The sequence below is a fragment of the Alkalihalophilus sp. As8PL genome (assembly GCF_040939795.1).
Taxonomy (GTDB): Bacteria; Bacillota; Bacilli; order Bacillales; family Bacillaceae_D; genus Alkalihalophilus; species Alkalihalophilus lindianensis.
Genome location: NZ_CP162551.1, coordinates 1,366,782 through 1,386,397, shown reverse-complemented (window position 1 = coordinate 1,386,397; position 19,616 = coordinate 1,366,782). Strand labels below are relative to the sequence as shown.

At 39.5% G+C, this 19,616-nt stretch carries 17 protein-coding genes; 13 read left to right on the top strand and 4 right to left on the bottom strand.

Annotation, left to right across the window (positions count from 1 at the left end):
• Nucleotides 1-53: 53 nt before the first annotated feature.
• Nucleotides 54-854 carry a YfkD famly protein gene (locus AB3N04_RS08635; RefSeq protein WP_047973216.1) on the top strand — a complete coding sequence of 267 codons (801 nt, stop codon included), beginning with the start codon at nt 54-56 and terminating at the stop codon, nt 852-854.
• A 37-nt stretch (nt 855-891) separates the two neighbouring features.
• Here the strand turns inward: AB3N04_RS08635 and yfkAB are convergent, their stop codons facing one another.
• Nucleotides 892-2,010, bottom strand: a complete 1,119-nt coding sequence (gene yfkAB / locus AB3N04_RS08630) for a radical SAM/CxCxxxxC motif protein YfkAB (RefSeq protein ID WP_368506015.1) — start codon at nt 2,008-2,010, stop codon at nt 892-894.
• 220 nt (nt 2,011-2,230) lie between these two features.
• On the opposite strand from yfkAB, the gene AB3N04_RS08625 reads away from it, so the two are divergent.
• The 8 genes from AB3N04_RS08625 (at nt 2,231) to AB3N04_RS08590 (ending at nt 11,127) form a co-directional block, all read left to right on the top strand.
• Nucleotides 2,231-2,419, top strand: a complete 189-nt coding sequence (locus tag AB3N04_RS08625; RefSeq protein ID WP_047973214.1) for an SE1561 family protein — start codon at nt 2,231-2,233, stop codon at nt 2,417-2,419.
• A 12-nt stretch (nt 2,420-2,431) separates the two neighbouring features.
• On the top strand, nt 2,432-3,070 hold the full coding sequence (locus tag AB3N04_RS08620) for a histidine phosphatase family protein (RefSeq protein WP_368505649.1): 639 nt from the start codon (nt 2,432-2,434) through the stop codon (nt 3,068-3,070).
• Between the two features lie 479 nt (nt 3,071-3,549).
• The gene (locus AB3N04_RS08615; protein ID WP_047973212.1) at nt 3,550-3,747 is read left to right on the top strand and encodes a cold-shock protein; all 198 of its coding nucleotides are present in this window, start codon (nt 3,550-3,552) and stop codon (nt 3,745-3,747) included.
• Between the two features lie 159 nt (nt 3,748-3,906).
• On the top strand, nt 3,907-5,451 hold the full coding sequence (locus AB3N04_RS08610) for a fumarate hydratase (protein WP_368505648.1): 1,545 nt from the start codon (nt 3,907-3,909) through the stop codon (nt 5,449-5,451).
• Nucleotides 5,452-5,563: 112 nt separating this feature from the next.
• Nucleotides 5,564-6,367, top strand: a complete 804-nt coding sequence (pdaA, locus tag AB3N04_RS08605) for a delta-lactam-biosynthetic de-N-acetylase (protein ID WP_368505647.1) — start codon at nt 5,564-5,566, stop codon at nt 6,365-6,367.
• Between the two features lie 127 nt (nt 6,368-6,494).
• Entirely contained in the window at nt 6,495-8,276 is a 1,782-nt protein-coding gene (locus AB3N04_RS08600; RefSeq protein ID WP_368505646.1) for a sigma 54-interacting transcriptional regulator, read from the top strand.
• 146 nt (nt 8,277-8,422) lie between these two features.
• On the top strand, nt 8,423-9,610 hold the full coding sequence (locus AB3N04_RS08595) for an iron-containing alcohol dehydrogenase (RefSeq protein ID WP_368505645.1): 1,188 nt from the start codon (nt 8,423-8,425) through the stop codon (nt 9,608-9,610).
• Nucleotides 9,611-9,672: 62 nt separating this feature from the next.
• A complete protein-coding gene (locus AB3N04_RS08590; RefSeq protein ID WP_368505644.1) occupies nt 9,673-11,127 on the top strand; it encodes a CoA-acylating methylmalonate-semialdehyde dehydrogenase in 1,455 nt (484 codons plus the stop codon).
• A gap of 64 nt (nt 11,128-11,191) precedes the next feature.
• Here AB3N04_RS08590 and AB3N04_RS08585 read toward each other — a convergent pair whose 3' ends face one another.
• A complete protein-coding gene (locus AB3N04_RS08585; RefSeq protein WP_047973730.1) occupies nt 11,192-11,554 on the bottom strand; it encodes a hypothetical protein in 363 nt (120 codons plus the stop codon).
• Nucleotides 11,555-11,689: 135 nt separating this feature from the next.
• Between AB3N04_RS08585 and rlmD the strand changes: the two genes are divergently transcribed.
• Both rlmD and AB3N04_RS08575 read left to right on the top strand, forming a co-directional pair.
• Nucleotides 11,690-13,108 (top strand): 23S rRNA (uracil(1939)-C(5))-methyltransferase RlmD, encoded by a 1,419-nt coding sequence (gene rlmD, locus AB3N04_RS08580; protein WP_368505643.1) that lies wholly within the window; start codon nt 11,690-11,692, stop codon nt 13,106-13,108.
• A gap of 128 nt (nt 13,109-13,236) precedes the next feature.
• Nucleotides 13,237-15,639: a penicillin acylase family protein gene (locus tag AB3N04_RS08575; protein ID WP_368505642.1), complete on the top strand. Its 2,403-nt coding sequence runs from the start codon at nt 13,237-13,239 to the stop codon at nt 15,637-15,639.
• 46 nt (nt 15,640-15,685) lie between these two features.
• On the opposite strand, the gene AB3N04_RS08570 is transcribed toward AB3N04_RS08575, so the two are convergent.
• Nucleotides 15,686-15,958, bottom strand: coding sequence for a hypothetical protein (locus AB3N04_RS08570; protein WP_368505641.1), 273 nt, complete (start codon nt 15,956-15,958; stop codon nt 15,686-15,688).
• Between the two features lie 174 nt (nt 15,959-16,132).
• Between AB3N04_RS08570 and AB3N04_RS08565 the strand changes: the two genes are divergently transcribed.
• Nucleotides 16,133-17,035, top strand: a complete 903-nt coding sequence (locus tag AB3N04_RS08565; protein WP_368505640.1) for an aldo/keto reductase family oxidoreductase — start codon at nt 16,133-16,135, stop codon at nt 17,033-17,035.
• Nucleotides 17,036-17,080: 45 nt separating this feature from the next.
• Here the strand turns inward: AB3N04_RS08565 and AB3N04_RS08560 are convergent, their stop codons facing one another.
• Nucleotides 17,081-17,836, bottom strand: coding sequence for a (S)-benzoin forming benzil reductase (locus AB3N04_RS08560; protein WP_368505639.1), 756 nt, complete (start codon nt 17,834-17,836; stop codon nt 17,081-17,083).
• 132 nt (nt 17,837-17,968) lie between these two features.
• On the opposite strand from AB3N04_RS08560, the gene AB3N04_RS08555 reads away from it, so the two are divergent.
• On the top strand, nt 17,969-19,603 hold the full coding sequence (locus tag AB3N04_RS08555; RefSeq protein ID WP_368505638.1) for a M20/M25/M40 family metallo-hydrolase: 1,635 nt from the start codon (nt 17,969-17,971) through the stop codon (nt 19,601-19,603).
• The last annotated feature ends 13 nt before the right edge of the window (nt 19,604-19,616 follow it).

Here is a 19,616-nt window from a genome sequence, read left to right as displayed (position 1 = left end):
GGTTTACACTACCGATAACAGAAAAAAATCAACCTATTAAGGAGGAATGGATCATGAAGCGGATCGTTCTTGCACTTGTTATGTTTCTCATTTTGTGTGTACCACTTCAAGCAATGGCAGAAGGCGAAAGTGAAGGTAAGAAAGACTTTACCATCCCAAGTTCAGTCTTGCCTATCTCAAAAGAAAACACGTATACAAACCCTACTCAAGATCTGCCTTATCTTCAGCCAAGTACACTTGCACAAGAATTACTTGATTCAACAGATGTGAAAATTGAGAATCCAGATCTCATTCGAATTTTTAATGAATCAACGATCAATGATTCGAAACTTGCGATTGGGTTTCGAGCATCCATCTATTTAGGGGAATGGCCTCTTGCTTATGAATCTCAAGGGACTGAAGTGAATTGGGAATATCAGAAAGTAAACACAAACTATGTGGATAATCGAGGTGGACGTGCTCCCCAAAAGCTTGCTTATACCCAGGAGCAACAAAAACGGGTTAGTGGCGGATTAACAGCTAAGATTCCAAATAGTGAAGCAGTTAAAAAGATGATGATGATTAAAGCTGCTGAACACACGAATTTACCACTCTCATTTGATACAGTTATTGGGCAAGGGACAAGAAAGAATAATACTTACAACATCGCACCAAATCAGGTTGGTTATTTGCACAGCTATGTTCCAGCAGCTAATGAAAAAGGAAAGGTCACGTATGGTGAAGTGTATCTTTCTTTTAAAGGTGGAAAAAGAAAGCTTGAAGTGAAAAATGTAACTCAACAAGGCGTGGGAGCTTGGATTCCAGTTCAAGATCATTTATCCTTTGGGTTTGTTGCAGCAAATCAACCTAAATAAGCAAAAAAAGTCGTCCCCTTCGTAGCGGACGACTTTTTTAAATGTTTGTTTTTCTAGTTGTAAAGTCAATATCACGATAATAGGCATCTTTTACAAGTACATTAGGACCAAGACATTTAACAGATGGACAATGACATGATAAGGATTGGTTTAAACTCGTCTTACTCCAAGTCTCATATGCTTCATTTAAAGAGGTAACTTGAATATTTCCAAGTGGAGGTGTATCACCAAAATCAGTCACAATAATATCTCCATCAAAAATATTTACATTTAATCTTGAACGACCATCTGGGTCATTGCGGACAGTGACATTCTTTTCTTCAAGCAAGCGCTTTTGAAGGACTAGGTCTTCTTGGTTATCACTACATGGATAAAAAGGTAATGTACCAAATAACATCCAAGTATCAGGGTTGCGCACATCTAGTAGACGGTGGATTCCGTTACGAATCTCATCTAATGTAGCAACTTCAAGTTTGCTGGCGAAATCACTCGGATACATAGGATGAACTTCATGTCGTTGACATCCCATTTCTACAATTTGTTGGTGGATCTTATCCAAATGAGGGATCGTGCGTTTATTAATCATTGTCTCAGCAGAAACTATGACTCCGCGGCTTGTTAGTTCTTTTGCGTTTTCTACCATGCGATCAAACAAGGCAGCACGTTGTTCGAAGCTAGGTTTTCGGTCCATAACAGCAAATCCAATGTCGGCAAAATCCTCTACACTTCCATAGTTATGAGATATATGAAGAACATCAAGATAAGGAATGATCTTCTCATACCGTTTTAAATCGAGTGTAAGATTTGAATTAATTTGTGTGCGAACCCCACGTTCGTGAGCATATTTTAAGAGGGGCACTACATAATGATCTACAGATTTAATTGAAAGCATTGGTTCCCCACCTGTAATACTAAAAGCTTTCAAATGAGGTATCTCATCAAGACGCTTTATTAGTAATTCTAATGGGAGTGGGGTAGGGTCTTTAGGTTGCAATGTATATCCAACGGCGCAATGTTCACATCTCATGTTGCAAAGTGTGGTCGTCGTAAACTCAATATTCGTTAATTTAAGATAACCGAAAGAGTTTATATCTTCATATGCCTCCCACGGATCATAAGAAGGCGTTATTTTTGGTAATGTTTGATTCAAGAAAATCGAACTCCTTTTATGTTGGCAAATATCTGCTTTGAGGAAGTTTGTGACCTCTAGTTGTTCTGTCTAATCATAACGTAAATGCGAGATAAGAAAAAGTCTTATCGTTACAGATGAAGAGGGTCTAGTTGTGTGGATGAAATGAATCTGTTAAACTTTAAACAGTTTTCGGAAATGAGCGCGTAACGTTAAGGAATAGTACGCATATGAAGGAGCGATTTTTGTGGGTGGAGCCATTCATGATAAAAAAGAACAGATGGATTATTTACATCGTCGATTAGACTTACTTATGAATGTTTTAGATTCAATTGATCCTGAAGAAGCAGGGGTTGAAGAAATTGATCGTTTGCTAACGATGCTTGATGATATCGAATTAAAATGTAAACAATTTCGGAATGACTGGTCTGAATAAGGGGGCAGCATAGTGAATCTTTATTTAATCCGTCACGGAGAATCAGAAGGAAATCGATTAGGAAAGATTCAAGGTTGGCATGATTTCCCTTTATCAGATCTAGGGAAGAGACAAGCGTTACAACTTGGGAATTTCTTTAAACACATACATTTAGATCACATTTATAGTAGCGATTTAACTAGAGCGTATGACACAGCCCTTGCGATAGGAAGTTACAAGGATCAAACCGTTCATAAATGGGAAAAGGTACGTGAAGTGAATCTTGGACCTCTTCAAGGGTTAACTCGAAAAGAAATTTATGAACAGTTTCCACAAGCTAAAGAAAAGTCTATTCTAACTTCAGGGTTAGAGGGTACAGAGTCAGTGGAAGAGCTGACTAAACGTTGTGCGTATATAGTAGATCAATTAAAAAGAGCGCATTATAAAGATGATGTAGCGATTGTATCCCATGGCGGGTTCATTAGTATTTTCCTGATGTATCTCATGCTAGGAGAGAATTGGGGAGAGGTTCATCGACCATTTCAAATTGGTAATACAAGTGTGACACATATTGAATGGACCAAGTCATGGAAGCCATTGTTTCATTATGTGAATCGTGACCATCACTTAACAACAGAAGCCATTGCTTCACAAAAAATGGGCTTATTATAAAAAAATATCGGTATACAAAAAAGCGTTAGGGAGCAGGGTTTCCTTAATGCTTTTTCGTTTAACCGTATCCTTAGCTGTTTACATCGATGAGATATGTGAGACAATAGAAGGAACGTTAAAAATAGAAAGTGGGAAAAAAGTTGAGAAAAAATAAGTTCCAAACGAATGAAAAGGTGCTCTTAAAGTCACTAAATGAAACGGTCACGGTGAGCAAATTCAGCTACGTGGCTAATATGAAAAGATACTCATACACAGTAAAGGAATACCCACACACTTTCTATTTTGAAGAGGAACTAGAACAAATTACAACATAAATTTGCTTTTATTTTTTGAACATGTTATGATGAACTTAATTATTCCTGTTCGGATGTCTCGATAAAGTTAAGACTTTCTTTTAAAAGTAGTTTTCTTCTTATTAGATTACATGAGCAAGGGTAGTAATATATTTGTGGATAAAATCCACGCTGGAGGAATTTTCAATGACACAAGGTACAGTTAAATGGTTCAACGCAGAAAAAGGTTTCGGTTTCATCGAAGTTGAAGGTGGAGATGACGTATTCGTACATTTCTCAGCTATCCAAGGTGACGGTTTCAAATCACTTGAAGAAGGTCAAGCTGTTTCATTCGATATCGAGCAAGGTGCTCGTGGACCTCAAGCTGCTAACGTAACTAAGTAATAATATAAAAGAAGGACTCCTTATAGGGGTCCTTTTTTATTTGTCTTTTTTTGGTGAATAAACTGTAGACGCTTTCAATTTGGACTTTCGGAATGTTTGGACTAGCAGTATAATAGAGAATGACAAGTATAGAGAAGAACGGAAAAGGAGCTGGCAGAAGTGGAGAAATTGCAACAAAGCATTTATGAATTAATTGTCGAAACGTCTACGAATCTACCTAATGATGTACGTCGTGCGATTGCAAAAGCAAAGACGCAGGAAAATGCAGGTACTCGTGCAGCGCTTTCTTTATCAACGATTACAGAAAACATTGAAATGGCAGATGAGAAGGTGTCACCGATCTGTCAAGATACTGGTATGCCTACTTTTGAAATTAAAACTCCTGTAGGCGTGAATCAAATTGAAATAAAAAAAGCGATTCATAAAGCTATGGAGCAAGCAACTGCAGATGGAAAGTTGCGTCCTAACTCTGTAGATTCCCTAACAGGACAAAATAGTGGAAATAACTTAGGTGAAGGAACACCTGTTATTCATTTCTCTCAATGGGAAGAAGATGTAATTGATGTCCGTCTTATCTTAAAGGGTGGCGGCTGTGAAAATAAAAATATCCAATATAGCTTACCAGCAGAGTTAGAAGGTCTGGGTCGTGCTGGTCGTGATCTTGATGGGATTCGTAAATGTATTATGCATTCGGTTTATCAAGCACAAGGGCAAGGCTGTAGTGCAGGCTTCATTGGCGTCGGAATTGGTGGAGATCGTACAACGAGTTATTCACTTGCGAAAGAACAATTATTCCGTACAGTAGATGATGTTAATCCTATAGAAGATCTGCAAAAGCTTGAAGATTACGTAATGGAAAATGCCAATAAATTAGGTATTGGAACAATGGGATTTGGTGGGGAAGCTACGTTACTAGGCTGTAAGGTAGGAGTGATGCACCGCTTACCAGCTAGTTTCTTTGTCTCAGTTGCCTATAATTGCTGGGCGTATCGCCGCCTAGGTGTGGTACTCGATCAAAAGTCTGGCGAGATTCGTGAGTGGTTATATAAAGATGGAGAAAATGTTAACCTTAACACAGAAAGTAAAGAAATTTCTGATGCTGCAGAAGTGAAATCAGAAGCACGTGAAGTTGTACTTGAAGCACCAATCACAGAAGAGAAAATTCGTGAACTTAAAGTAGGAGATGTAGTCATCATTAATGGCATGATGCACACAGGTCGTGATGCGATTCATCATCATTTAATGGACCATGAAGCACCAATTGATCTTAATGGTCAAATCATCTATCACTGTGGACCAGTTATGCTTAAAGATGAGCAAGGCGAATGGCATGTAAAAGCGGCAGGTCCTACAACGAGTATTCGTGAAGAACCATACCAAGGTGATATCATGAAGAAATTCGGTATCCGTGCTGTAATGGGTAAAGGTGGAATGGGTCCTAAAACGCTAAAAGCTCTTGAGGAGCATGGTGGTGTTTACCTAAACGCTATCGGTGGTGCAGCTCAGTATTATGCTGACTGTATTAAAGGGGTCAAGGGTGTTGACCTAATGGAATTTGGTATCCCAGAAGCAATGTGGCACCTAGAAGTAGAAGGCTTTGCTGCGATTGTAACGATGGATTCACATGGAAATAGCTTACATGCAGATGTTGATAAATCATCGCTTGAGAAATTGGCTGAGTTTAAAGAGCCGGTATTTAAATAATAAAAAGGGTAGCGACTGCTACCCTTTTTTGTTTGTACAAGTAAAAGAATAGCATACATATTGCTTCAAACGAGAGACAAACTAAGAAAAAAGTGAGGGAGAATGATTCATCATGATGAAAAAAACAGCAGTCCTCCTATGTCTTTTCTTCGTATGTTTCTCTTTAGGTTCTGGAATAGAAGCCCATGGATATGATTCAAAAACGTATAATTGGAACTATAAGCCAGAGAAAGATAATAAACCAGTGACAACAGAACCTCATTATATTCAATTACTTGAACAAACAGGTGGCTTTTTTATTGGGGACACGTCGAAAAAAGAATTGTATTTAACATTTGATAATGGATATGAAAATGGTTTTACCGAAGATGTTTTAAATATCTTAAAAGAAAAAAACGTACCAGCAGCATTTTTTATTACAGGCCATTATCTTGAAACGGCACCTGAGCTTGTTAAGCGAATGGTAAATGAAGGACATATTGTAGGAAACCACTCTTGGCATCATCCCAGTTTACCTGAAGTCGGTGATGGACGATTAATGGATGAATTAACACGAGTGAAAAATTCCTTCAGTGAGTTAACGGGGGTAGAGGAGATGCATTATCTTAGACCGCCACGGGGGCAGTTCAGTGAACGCTCCTTAGCTCTTTCTTCAAAGCTAGGATATACGAATGTCTTTTGGTCAATGGCTTATAAAGATTGGGAAGTTGATAAACAAAAAGGTGGGCAATATGCCTATGATCAAATAATGAAACGAATTCACCCTGGCGCTATTATGTTAATTCACTCTGTCTCACAGGATAATGCAGAAGCTCTACCTAGAGTCATTGAGGATGCCAGAAAACAGGGCTATACATTTAAAAGTTTAGATGATTATATGTTTACAAAACAGATCCAACAACTTCCATTTCCCTAAAAAAGAGATCTCAAAAGCCCTCATAATAAAATGAGGGTTTTTTAATTTTGGGCCTAATAAGTGTGATAAAGTTAGAAGAAAATACCGAATGCCCTCTTTTTTTACAAAAGAAAGGAGACATAATCAAATGTATGGTGCTAATCAGATAAGTTTAATGAATGAAGATGATTTAAAGTCTGAATTAGACGTTCATCACTGGATGACCACTCCGCATGTTCTTATGTTTAATCATCAATCACTAAAAGAAGTGATGGAAGCTATGAAACGAAGAAATGAGGAGTTGATTTTCATTAATGAGGAACATCATGTTGTAGGGGTTCTACAACATGATAGGATATTTGAGTTGCTTCTACAGGGATATCGTTTAGATCAACCATTTGATCCTTCTTGGATTGAAGTAGCGAAAACTGTCTCAACGAAGGATACGATTTTAGCGATCGATTTTAAAGGTGTGGTTATACCCGTTATTGATCAGGAACAAAAAATTGTAGGTGCTCTTAAGCCGTCCGAATTGTTAAAGGCTCAAGATTTTCTTATCCGTTCCATCCAACATAATGTGAATATGATCGATGTGGTTCTCGATAATGCGTATGAGGGAGTGACAGTTGTAGATCAGAATGGCTTTATTGTTAAGATGAATAAGGCGTATCGTCGCTTTATAGGTGTTACTGATGATGTAGTGGGCAGACATGTAACAGATGTGATTGATAACACTCAATTACATTTCACCGCAAAGGCGGGTGTCCCTGAGAGGGGGAAAGTACAGGTTATTAGTGGCCAAAAAATGATTGTTCATCGTATCCCAATATGGCAAAATAACGAGTTAATCGGAGCAATTGGAATGTTGATCTTTGAAGGAGTTAGTGAGTTATATCGTATTCTAGAGAATGCAACGGCCTCCTCTAAAAGGTTGGAGTTAAACATGAAACCGGAGCAAGAACTGACTCAAGTAAAGGACCAATCTTGTGTAACATTTAATCAAATACTTGGCATTAGTGAAGAAATATATGCGTGTAAAAGACTATCTAAAAAAGCAGCGAGGACAAATGCGACGGTCTTAATTACAGGAGAAAGTGGAACGGGGAAAGAAGTGTTTGCAAAGACGATTCACTTAGCCAGTAAGAAAGCAAATGGCCCTTTTATTGCTATCAATTGTGCAGCCATTCCTGAGCATCTACTGGAAGCAGAATTATTTGGGTACGAAGAAGGAGCGTTTACAGGAGCTAAAAGAGGAGGAAGCAAAGGGAAGTTTGAAAGGGCTCATAATGGAACGATCTTTTTAGATGAGATTGGCGATATGCCTAAGCATATGCAAACGAAAATGCTTCGAGTGCTAGAAGAACGCGAAGTTGTAAAAGTGGGAGGGAATAGAAGTATTCCTATAAGTGTGCGAATTATTGCTGCGACAAATCAAGATTTATTAGAGCAAGTTAAGAATGGAGAATTTAGGGAAGATTTATATTATCGTCTAAATGTAATTCACCTGCCTGTTCCGCCATTGCGAGAAAGAAGAGAGGATATCCCTGTATTATTTTCTCATTATTTAAAAAAGTTCACCGAAGAATATCATATGGAAGAAAAGAAAATGGACCAAAAAGTGATGGAGTTGATTCGTTCCTATGCGTGGCCTGGTAATATTCGTCAACTTGTTAACTTAGCTGAGCAATTAATTACTTTAGTTGAGGGAGAGTTAATCAGTGTAGAGCACTTACCTCCATTAATAAGAGATCAGCCAGTTCAAGCTAAAGAGGGTCATACATTAAGGTCAGATCGTTCAGAATATGAAAAAGAAATGATTGAACGAACATTACTGGAGGTGAGCGGGAATAAAACAAAAGCTGCTAATCGTCTAGGCATCCATCGAACGACCCTTTATAAAAAAATGAAACAGTATCGGCTTAATGTGTAGCGAAAAAGCGACAGTGTGTTGATTCAGTGTAGTGTAATAGCAACATCCTTTTAAGGTTACTAACTACAAGTATAATATTTTCAATATTTGAAAAGTTGGCACGTCCCTTGCAATGTATATAAGCAAGAACAAAGGGAGGGTTGTCTATGAATGTTTCAACAGTGCACTTACCTAGAAGTATTTACTATGGACAAGGAAGCTTTGGAAAAGTTGGGGAAGAAACAGCTAAACTAGGAACGAAAGCATTAATTATTAGTGATCGTGTCATGGAGAAACTAGGAAACTTAAAAAACTGCCATACTCACTTACAACAAGCTAACATCTCTTATGTAGATTTTCTTGATATTTCGAGTGAGCCTACAGATGAATATGTTTACGATGCATTAATGCTTGCACATAAGGAAAATTGTGATGTAGTCGTTGCACTAGGAGGAGGAAGTTGCATTGATACGGCAAAAGCTGTTGCTGTGTTAGCAACGAGTAAGGGCGAGATCAGTGATTATATGAATCTAAAGACACTTGCTACAAATAAGCCTCTGCCGCTGATTGCGATTCCCACTACAGCTGGGACCGGTTCGGAGGCGACTGATGTTACGGTTATAACGAATACGAGCAATGATGTAAAGATGATGATTAAGCAACCAGCTTTTATGCCTGAAATTGCTATAGTTGATCCTGTTTTAACGATTTCATCTCCAAAAAATACAACAGCTGCTACCGGTATTGATGCTCTAACACACGCACTAGAGGCTTATATTTCTAAGAAGGCTCAACCTTTTACCGATCACCTGGCGCTTTCTGCTATTAAACTCATAACAGAAAATATTCTAGAAGCTTACCATAATGGGGCGAATATTGAAGCAAGAGATAAAATGATATACGCATCAATGCAGGCAGGTATGGCCTTTTCTAACGCATCAGTGTGTTTAGTACATGGAATGTCGAGACCATTAGGTGCCTTGTTCCATGTTCCTCATGGAATCTCTAATGCAATGCTATTACCAGCCATTCTAGATTATACCAAGGATGCTTGCCAAGAGAGATTAGCTGAAATCGGTCGATTCTTATACCCAAATATGAAAGGGGTTACAGAAAAGGAACTTGCCAATGCAGTCGTTTCTCATATATTACGCCTATGCCATCAACTAAATATACCAAATATTAAAACATGGGGTGTAGAAGAACAAAAGTTTGAAGCTGCATTAGAGAGAATGGCAAAGGATGCGCTTCTTAGTGGAAGTCCAGCTAACAACCCAAAGGTACCAGATGAAAAAGAAATTATTTCTTTATATAGACATGCTTATACGTTTGAGTATTCGCTTAAGACCGTATAAACATGGGCAACAACTGATTACTTTTTATCTTTTAAACTATAACTATAAAAGGAGTTTTTCTTATGACAGTGCAAACAACAGCTTTATTAAAGAATTTTATTAATGGCGATTGGGTAGCATCTAAATCTTCTGAAGTCGAAATTGTACCAAACCCTGCAAATGGTGAAGAGATTGCACGTGTGCCATTATCAACAAAAGAAGATGTAGACCTAGCGGTAAAAACCGCTAAAGAAGCTTTTAAAACATGGAAGAAGACTCCTGTGCCAAAAAGGGCACGTATTTTATTTAAGTATCATCAGTTATTGATGGAACATTATGATGAGTTAGCTCGTCTTATTACGAAGGAAAATGGGAAATGCTATGACGATGCTTATGGGGAAGTTCAACGTGGGATTGAGTGTGTGGAGTTTGCAGCAGGGGCACCTAGCCTTATGATGGGAGAGGTACTGCCTGATATTGCTACAGATATAGAGTCTAGTATGTACAGATATCCTGTTGGGGTAATAGGAGGCATTTCCCCTTTTAACTTCCCAATGATGGTTCCTTGCTGGATGTTCCCACTAGCGATTGCTTGTGGTAATACCTTCATTTTGAAGCCTTCTGAGCGTACACCATTGCTGGCACAACGACTAGTAGAGTTATTTGTAGAAGCTGGATTGCCTAAGGGTGTCTTAAACTTAGTTCATGGTGCACATGATGTGGTAAATGGCTTGCTTGAGCACAAGCATGTCGATGCGATTTCGTTTGTTGGCTCGCAACCAGTAGCTGAATATGTATATAAGACTGGAGCTGGATATGGCAAGCGGGTACAAGCTCTTGCAGGTGCTAAAAATCATTCAATCGTTTTATCTGATTGTGACATGGAAAAAACGATTCAAGGGATTGTTGGAGGAGCTTTTGGAAGTGCCGGCCAACGGTGCATGGCAACTTCCGTCGTGGTTGTTACAGAGGATATTGCTGATACCTTGATTTCAAAATTAACAACAGCGGCTGATCAGTTAGTTTTGGGTGATGGCTGTGATACATCTGTAAATCTTGGTCCGGTCATTCGTCAATCTCATTTAGACAAAGTACACCAAGCAATCGAAGAAGGAATCGAAGAAGGCGCAACCTTAGTTCGAGATGGACGTAAGGATGGACAAGACTTAGATGGGTACTTCTTAGGAGCAACAATTTTCGATCATGTTACAACAGAAATGAACATCTGGAAAAATGAAATATTTGCTCCTGTGTTATCGATTGTGCGGGTGAAGGACTTAGCAGAGGCAATTGAAGTTACCAACGAGTCAGACTTTGGGAATGGTTCAGTACTCTATACGGATAGTGCAAAAGCTGTGCGTCAGTACCGTGAGGATATAGAGGTCGGCATGCTTGGTGTGAACGTCAATGTCCCAGCACCAATGGCCTTCTTCCCATTCTCTGGATGGAAAAATTCTTTCTATGGCGATTTACACGCTAATGGGAAAGATGGAGTAAACTTCTATACGAAAAGAAAAATGATGACGGCTCGTTACTAACTAATTATAAGTAGAATAGGTAAACGTAAAACCACCCGTCTATATGTGTAGACGGGTGGTTTCTTTAACTTGCTAAACTTTCCTCACCGATAGCTGAAGCAATCGTTTCTAAGGTGGTTACATCTGTTACATCAAAGGCAATCGGTTGACGAGTACGTACAACCAACATACCGGTTTCTTCTCCTGCAGCATTTTTAATTGGGAATTTTAGTTCACCGTTACATTCCCACTTTAGATCATCTTCAAGGCAAGAAGCTGCTACTAGCTTATGATCTAGCTTTTCATACATATAGATCCCTACCCAATCGATGTACGGTACTTGTTCAACAAGGCTTTCCACCGTTTTATCAAAAATCGATTGCAGGCTAGCACGTTTGTATACATGAGCCATGATTTGTAGGGATGCAACATCTGTTGGTATAGACACGACCAATCTCTCCTCCGTTATGTGATTCCTTCATTTATTCTATCAGAGATAACAGGTGAATCGACCTAGTAAGTTTAGGAAGAATGGGTGATACATGCTATAATAGGAGCCGGAAAAGAGGACGGAGTTGATAACATGAAATCATCACATAAAAAATACGATAAAAGTCCATCAAAGGATCAGCAGTCAGTCCAATTAAAAGTTGGTCAACAGATGCCATTAACGATAAAACGCCTTGGAATAAATGGAGAAGGTGTAGGCTATTTCAAGCGGAAAGTAGTCTTCGTACCAGGTGCTCTTCCAAACGAAGAAATTGTTGCCGAGGTAACAAAAGCTGGGGCGAGGTTCACAGAAGCAAAAATTGTGAAGATCCGCAAACAATCAAAAGAGCGAATTGAGCCACCTTGCCCAATTTACGACCAGTGCGGAGGGTGTCAGCTGCAGCATATGGAATACGCAGCAACATTACGGGAGAAACAAGATATTATTAGGCAAGCTTTTGAACGACACACAAAACTTAAGATGGAAAAGCTCGTTATTCAACCAACGATTGGTATGGATGACCCGTGGTACTACCGTAATAAAAGCCAGCTGCAAGTAGCTAAGAAAGATGGGCGTGTGATTGCGGGATTGTACGCGATGAACTCTCATAAGTTAATCGATTTATCTGCTTGTATGGTCCAACATAAGACAACGAACAAAGTGACGAGAGTGATGAAACAAATTTTAGCAGACTTAAATATTTCGATTTACGATGAACGTAAGCATCAAGGGGTCATTCGCACGATTGTTACACGAGTAGGATTTGAGACTGGTCATGTCCAAGTTGTGTTGGTAACGAATGAAAAAGAAATTCCAAGAAAAGATGTCTTGCTTGATGAAATACAAAAGCGTTTGCCTGAAGTTAATTCGCTTATGCAAAATATTAATGGGAAGAAAACCTCGTTAATCTTTGGTGAGGAAACGGTTCATCTTTCGGGAGAAGAAGTAATTGAAGAGAAGCTAGGCGATATTTCCTTTGAACTATCCGCCAGAGCTTTCTTTCAACTAAATCCTATTCAAACAGTTAAGCTTTATAATGAAGCAAAACGTGCAGCAAAGTTAACAGGTACTGAAAAAGTGGTGGATGCTTATTGTGGAGTAGGGACGATCGGCTTGTGGTTAGCGGACGGTGCTTCTGAAGTTCGAGGGATGGATGTGATTGAGGCTTCGATTATTGATGCAAGAGTAAATGCTGATAATCATGGCTATAAGCATTTCACCTATGAAGTAGGCACAGCGGAAGAGTGGCTACCTAAGTGGGTAAAAGAAGGGTGGAAACCAGATGTCGTTGTGGTGGACCCACCACGAACAGGCTGTGATGAGAAGCTATTAAAAACAATCGTGGAAGTGAAGCCAAAACGTGTGGTCTATGTTTCGTGTAATCCATCTACTTTAGCTAAAGACATTGAGCATTTACGAACCAAGGGATTTAAGGTTGAAAATGTTCAACCAGTTGATATGTTCCCATGGACAGCACAAGTTGAAAGTGTGACGATTTTAACCAGAACATAATAGAGAGCAATTAGGAGTAACTACCTAATTGCTCTTTTTCTTTTTTTGTGAAGAAAAAGTGAAGGACTAAGAGGATTATAGCCTCTCTATTATGAATAAGTATTTATAAAGAGTAGAGGGGGATTCAATTGGCGACTCAGACGAGTGTGGAACAAAGTACGATAAAAACAAAAAAGGGGTGGCCGAAATTTCTCGCTTGGTCGCTAGCAGGGGTGTTGTTGATCCTTGTGGCAATAGGTATATGGACGTATATGCAAGTAATGAAACCGATCCCGCTCGTTGAAGGAGAAGTGACCTTGTCAGCTCTTTCTGCTCCGGTATCTGTGTGGAGAGATCAATCAGGGGTCCCACACATTGAAGCTAGTAGTGATAGAGATCTATATATGGCACAAGGGTATGTGACCGCTCAAGATCGTTTATTTCAAATGGACTTAAGTCGTAGACAAGCTTCTGGAATGTTAAGTGAAGTAGTTGGTGAGGGTGCACTTGATACCGATAAATTTTTTCGGACATTTGGATTAAGAAGAGCTGCTGTGGCATCTGCTGAGTTGTATTCAGATGAAGCTAAAGAAGCTCTTGAAGCTTATGCGATTGGGGTTAATGCTTTTATTGGTGAAGCCAAAGATAAAGGAACATTGCCTATTGAGTTTAGGATCCTAGGTTATGAACCGACGGAGTGGACAGCTACAGACTCGCTGACGATTGGTAAGTATATGGCCTTTGATTTAGGGGGGCATTGGGAAGGGCAAGCCTTTCGTTATTATCTGGCACAAAATTTTTCTCATGAAGAAGCGCTTGAGTTGTTTCCTACTTACCCTGAAGAAGGGGCTCTCGTGATTGAGGAATTGCAAGCTTATAAGTTGGATCTGAGAGATCGTTTTTTAGCAGCGGTTATTCCCGATCCGTTCAATGGTAGTAATAACTGGGTAGTAAGCGGAGAGAAGACGGAAAGTGGGTTACCTTTACTTGCTGATGATCCACATTTAAGTCTAGCAACTCCTGCGATTTGGTATGAAAGCCACCTCCAGTCGCCTGAGCAGAATGTAACGGGTGTTATTTTTGCTGGCGTCCCTGGCATTATTTTAGGGCACAATGAAGATATCGCTTGGGGTGTGACAAACGTAGGACCGGATGTGCAGGATTTATATATAGAAAAACGAAATGAGGAAAACGCTTACCTTTTTGAATACATGGGGGAATGGGAGGAAGCGACTGTTTTTCAAGAGGATATTAAAGTGAAAGACCAAGAAGATGTACCTTATGAGGTAGTAGTGACAAGACATGGCCCGATCATCTCAGAGTTTGCTTATGATGAGCAGGATGAATATGCTCTCTCTCTTAAATGGACAGCTCATCTTCCATCACCAGAGTTAGAAGCCGTGTTGAAATTTAATAAGGCAACAGATTGGGATACATTTATGGAGGCATTGGAATCATTTCATACCCCTGCACAAAACTTTGTCTTTGTTTCAACGGACGGGACGATCGCTTACCGAGCAAATGGATTGATTCCGATTCGCTCAAAAGGAGATAGCTTGATTCCTGTGCCTGGCTGGACTGGTGAATATGAATGGGAAGGGTTTATCCCGTGGGACGAACTGCCAACTCTAGTAAATCCGGAAAAAGGCTTTATCGCAACCGCTAATAATAAAATTGTGGATGATGAATACCCTCATCACCTTACTCATACGTGGGCCCAACCTTTCAGGCAGCAACGAATTTATGATGTGCTAGAAAATGGAGATATGCTCACCACAGAGGATATGAAAATGCTTCAAAATGATATTCATAACTTGCAAGCTGAAGAAATGCTTCCTATTTTGCTTGATGGAGTTAACGAATCGTCAGAACTAAGAGAAGAAGATGAAGATGCGTTACTCTTATTGAGTGAATGGGATTTTAAAGATCATAAAAGTTTAGGTGCACCTCTTGTTTTCCATTTATGGATGCAGCAACTATCAGATGAGTTGTTTCAAGAGCGAATTGATGAATCGATGATGGACTTATTTGATAACCGAGCTGGAGCGGTTGATGAAATAATTCGCCGGGTAAATCGAGGCGAGGAGAGTCAATGGGTCGAAGCGCAAGGTGGAATGGAGGAGTTGCTATTAACCTCCTTGCTGAAAACAACAGACCGTATCATCGATCTTCAAGGAAGGGATGCAAATGATTGGAATTGGGGTGAATTTCATTCCATTGCGTTTGCACATCCCCTTTCAAGTGTTAAGCCGTTACACTTACTCTTTAACCAAGAGCCAACTCCATTAAGTGGAAGTCGAGTAACAGTCATGGCAGCTAGTTGGAATGCAGAAACAGGAAAGGTTACAAGTGGAGCAGGTTGGAGAGGTGTGATGGACCTTGCTGATTTATCTAGAAGTGAGCATGTGGTAGGTCCTGGTCAATCAGGACATGCGAGGAGTCCTTGGTATCACAATCAAATTGAAGACTGGACATCAGCAGGATACCATAAAACATTATTGAACCCTGAAGAATATCAAACGGAAAGTAAGCAGCTTCTATTAACACCATAAAAAAAGTCCTCTATGCAATGATTCGCATAGAGGACTTTGTCTTTGCTTAAGCTTCGGGTTGATGTTGAGTAATGATTGTTTGTTGTTGATTGAGCTCTTCTGCTTGCTTATAGGCATCAACCATACCCCAAATCCACATAATGGGATAGGTGATAAAGCCAATGATAACAAAGCAGAGCAGCGCATTGATAAATTGAATGAACATGAATAATAGCCCTTTACCAATTTGACCATTATAGATCTGACCAAGACCGCACCATAATGCACTTAATACTGCTGCAAGACCAGCATTTTTTAGCGGTTGTACGGGTTGTGACATCTAATCGCCTCATTTCTAAGTTGATGTACATTTGGATGGGATGAAAAGGCAGTACATCATTATGTATGTCAGAAAAGAGTATTTTATTCTTTTGGGTCTCCAAATGAAAAGATTTTCTTTTAAAGGGTAAGCGCGTTATAATGAGACGATGAAAAGGGTGGAGGGATTTAACGAATGGAACGCATACAGCTAACAGAAGATTTATCATTTTCTCGTTTTGTGCATGGTCTATGGCGATTATCAGATTGGAATCTCACAAAGGAAGAGACATTGTCGCTCCTCTTAAAGACATATGAAGCAGGAATTACAACGTATGATCATGCTGATATTTATGGGAGTTATACATGTGAGGAGCTATTTGGTGAGGCTTTAGCATTGAATCCTTCTTTGCGTGAGAAGATTGAAATTGTCACAAAGTGCGGGATTGTACTTGAATCGAAGAATCGACCAGAGCATCAGTCTCATCACTATAATACGTCTAAGGAACATATTATAGCTTCCACTGAACGCTCATTGAAAAATTTACAAACTGACTATATTGATGTGCTCTTAATTCATCGCCCTGATCCAATGATGGACCCGATTGAGGTTGCTGAAGCCTTTACCACCTTGAAAAAGGACGGAAAAGTAAGAGCGTTTGGCGTGTCGAACTTCAAAGACCATCAGTTCACAATGCTACAATCTTATTTAGAAGAGAAGCTTGTGACAAATCAGATTGAAGTCTCGCCTTATGAACTAGAGAACATGGATGATGGCACGCTTAATCTTTGTCTGCGTGAGCGCCTAACCGCAATGGCTTGGTCACCTCTTGCAGGAGGAAAGCTTTTCACTGGGACGGACGAGAAAAGTCTTCGTCTACGTGAGACCCTAACTAAAGTACAAGAGGAAATAGGAGCAACTGGTATTGATCAAGTTGCCTATGCTTGGCTTTTAAAACATCCAGCTAAGATGATGCCAATTGTGGGGTCAGGTAATATTAATCGTATCAAACAAGCAATAGATTCTAAAAATATGGAATTAAATCTAGATCAATGGTTTGAGATTTTACACAGTTCAATGGGACATGACGTCCCTTAATAAAACAGCATATAGCCCTCTAAGTGATCGCTTAGAGGGCAATTTTTATAGATAATCTTGAACACTTACAACTTGGCCATTAGGAAATGTTTCGCTCGTTACTAGTGAGACGAGAACATCAGCGACTCTTTGTGGAGGAAGGAGCTTTCCTTCTTTTTTGTAATTCTGAAAGGTCTCGACATTCAGGAAGTCTTCTTGTGAGGAGGAGCGAATTTCTTCTTGCATGTTGGTATCCATAACCCCAGGATGAAAAGAGATGATTTTAACAGGAAGTTCCGCTTCTTGTTGATCGAGAGCAGCACCTTGACTAAATAAATCTAGTCCTGCCTTCGCGCTTCCATAACTACTCCATCCGTAAATTGGTTTCTTAGCAGCACCAGAAGACACATTAATGATCCGCTTTTCAATAGGGAGAGAAGAGGTTATTTTACAGAAGGACGAGATGATTAACATAGGAGCTAATAAGTTTACATGTTGATTTTTAATGATTTCTTCTGGTTCGCATCTCTCAATCGGCTTAATAGGGGCCACCATTCCAGCGTTATTAATCAAATGAATGCTTTTTGCATCCTTCAGGTTGATCACATCAAATACTTGTTTCATGAGAGAGTCGATCTCATGAATATTAGCCAAATCAAAGGAAAATTGTGAGAGGGTCCCACCTTTCGCACTTACATACTGTTGTAAATCAGTATTCTCAGTGCGAGCAATACTTATGATATGAGAGTTACCACTTGCATAGGTTTTTACAATCTCTTGGCCTAATCCTTTAGAAGCACCAGTCACAATTAAGTAGTTCATATTTTTCCTCCATTCATTAGTAATCATTATTTTATCATAGAGTTAGAGTTAAATACTGTATTGCTGCATATCAAAGTAAGAATACTTGTGATATTCTGACATAAGAGATTATGCTGAAATTGGGGTGGCTTTATGAAAGGAAAATGGAGCACAAAAGAGGAGCTTATAAGCTTATTAAAACAACTAACAACAGTTGAAAGTGTAGTAGGAACATCCAAGGAAGTTGAAATGGGAGAGAAGATTGAACAATTACTTGGAGAGATTGAATATTTCAAAGAATATCAAGACAAGGTCTACCGTATTCCTGTTAAAAACGATCATTGGAATCGATTTAATGTTGCCGCTATATATGAAGGCGATCCCAATGATCAAAAAGCGTATGTCTTACTCAGCCATTTTGATGTAGTAGGTATTGATGACTTTGGTCAATACAAACATATAGCGTTTGATAGTGACCGTTACACCAAGCAAATGCAGCAGTTAGAAGATGTCTCACCAGAGGTCGCAGCAGATATTGAAAGCCGCGAGTGGCTATTTGGGCGAGGTGTGATGGATATGAAGGCAGGGCTAGCTATTCAAATGGCTGTTTTAGCTGATGCGATTGAACAAAGGAAGAAAGTAAATTTAATATTACTTTCCACACCTGATGAAGAACGCAATTCAGAAGGGATGTTAGCTGCAATTGAGTGGTTAGCTCGTCTAAAAGAATCAAAACGGTATCAGCATATAGTAGGGTTATGTTCTGAACCTAGCTTCACTAGCTTTCCTGGGGACACAGCTAAATATATTTATACGGGCTCGGTTGGAAAAATGTTGCCTCTTGTCTGTGCGGTAGGAAAGGAAACGCATGTAGGAGAACCACTAGCTGGGGTGAACGCTTCTTGGATGATTTCTGAAGTGGTCAGTGAGATGGAGCTATCTGATCGTTTTTTTGAGCAGAGTAAAGATGAGTTAGTCCCACCACCTACTGTATTACGTTTAAGTGATTTGAAATATGAATATAATGTGCAAACCCCGACGTTTGCCTATGCCACCTTCAATGTCCTTACCTACACAAAAACGGCTAAAGAGGTATTAACGGAAGTGAAGAAAGTGGCTGAAGAGTGTGGAGAGAAAATGGATCAGCGCTTAGAAAAACAGTATCAGAGGTATCATGTTAAGCAGAAAAATCCACCTATCTCCGTTTATACATATGGTCAGCTAAAAGAAAAAGGGATCACCTTGTATGGGCAAACGTTTCTCGACCGATTGGAGTCCATTTCAAAGCGTGTTTATCATAATGGAGGAGATACGCGTGATGTTACGATCGCATTAGCTAAAGAGGTCGGGGATTACTTTATAGAACTTGCTCCTTTTTATCTCGTCACATTAGCACCACCGTATTACCCAGCGGTCCGTTTAAATGCTCAAGAACCTTTTGAGGCGAGATTACTAGAGGAAGTAGGGGGATTGCAAAAATGGACTGGAGAAAGGTTTGGTGAGGTGATTACTCAAAAAGATTACTTCCCAGGACTTTCTGATGTAAGCTATGGGAAGATAGAGGATGGATTATCAGTCAAACAAACGCTTGAAAAAGAAATGCCTACGCTCTCAAATGGGTATGACCTACCCCTAGATGCAATGCAAAAGTTGCAAATGCCAACCGTAAATATCGGACCTTATGGAAAAGATGCGCACAAGCGCACAGAGAGACTGCATGTGCCGTTCTTTACGGATATAGCACCACAGATGTTGATACGGTTTATTGATCAAATGACGAAAAAATAAGAAAAGGGAGAAA

What these genes read in the sequence shown, in the direction of transcription:
- pdaA (WP_368505647.1), top strand. Translation starts at nt 5,564, where the DNA reads ATGATGAAAAAAACAGCAGTCCTCCTATGTCTTTTCTTCGTATGTTTC.
- rlmD (WP_368505643.1), top strand. Translation starts at nt 11,690, where the DNA reads ATGAAATCATCACATAAAAAATACGATAAAAGTCCATCAAAGGATCAG.
- AB3N04_RS08615 (WP_047973212.1), top strand. Translation starts at nt 3,550, where the DNA reads ATGACACAAGGTACAGTTAAATGGTTCAACGCAGAAAAAGGTTTCGGT.
- AB3N04_RS08555 (WP_368505638.1), top strand. Translation starts at nt 17,969, where the DNA reads ATGAAAGGAAAATGGAGCACAAAAGAGGAGCTTATAAGCTTATTAAAA.
- AB3N04_RS08590 (WP_368505644.1), top strand. Translation starts at nt 9,673, where the DNA reads ATGACAGTGCAAACAACAGCTTTATTAAAGAATTTTATTAATGGCGAT.
- AB3N04_RS08560 (WP_368505639.1), bottom strand. Translation starts at nt 17,836, where the DNA reads ATGAACTACTTAATTGTGACTGGTGCTTCTAAAGGATTAGGCCAAGAG.
- AB3N04_RS08565 (WP_368505640.1), top strand. Translation starts at nt 16,133, where the DNA reads ATGGAACGCATACAGCTAACAGAAGATTTATCATTTTCTCGTTTTGTG.
- AB3N04_RS08635 (WP_047973216.1), top strand. Translation starts at nt 54, where the DNA reads ATGAAGCGGATCGTTCTTGCACTTGTTATGTTTCTCATTTTGTGTGTA.
- AB3N04_RS08570 (WP_368505641.1), bottom strand. Translation starts at nt 15,958, where the DNA reads ATGTCACAACCCGTACAACCGCTAAAAAATGCTGGTCTTGCAGCAGTA.
- AB3N04_RS08595 (WP_368505645.1), top strand. Translation starts at nt 8,423, where the DNA reads ATGAATGTTTCAACAGTGCACTTACCTAGAAGTATTTACTATGGACAA.
- AB3N04_RS08600 (WP_368505646.1), top strand. Translation starts at nt 6,495, where the DNA reads ATGTATGGTGCTAATCAGATAAGTTTAATGAATGAAGATGATTTAAAG.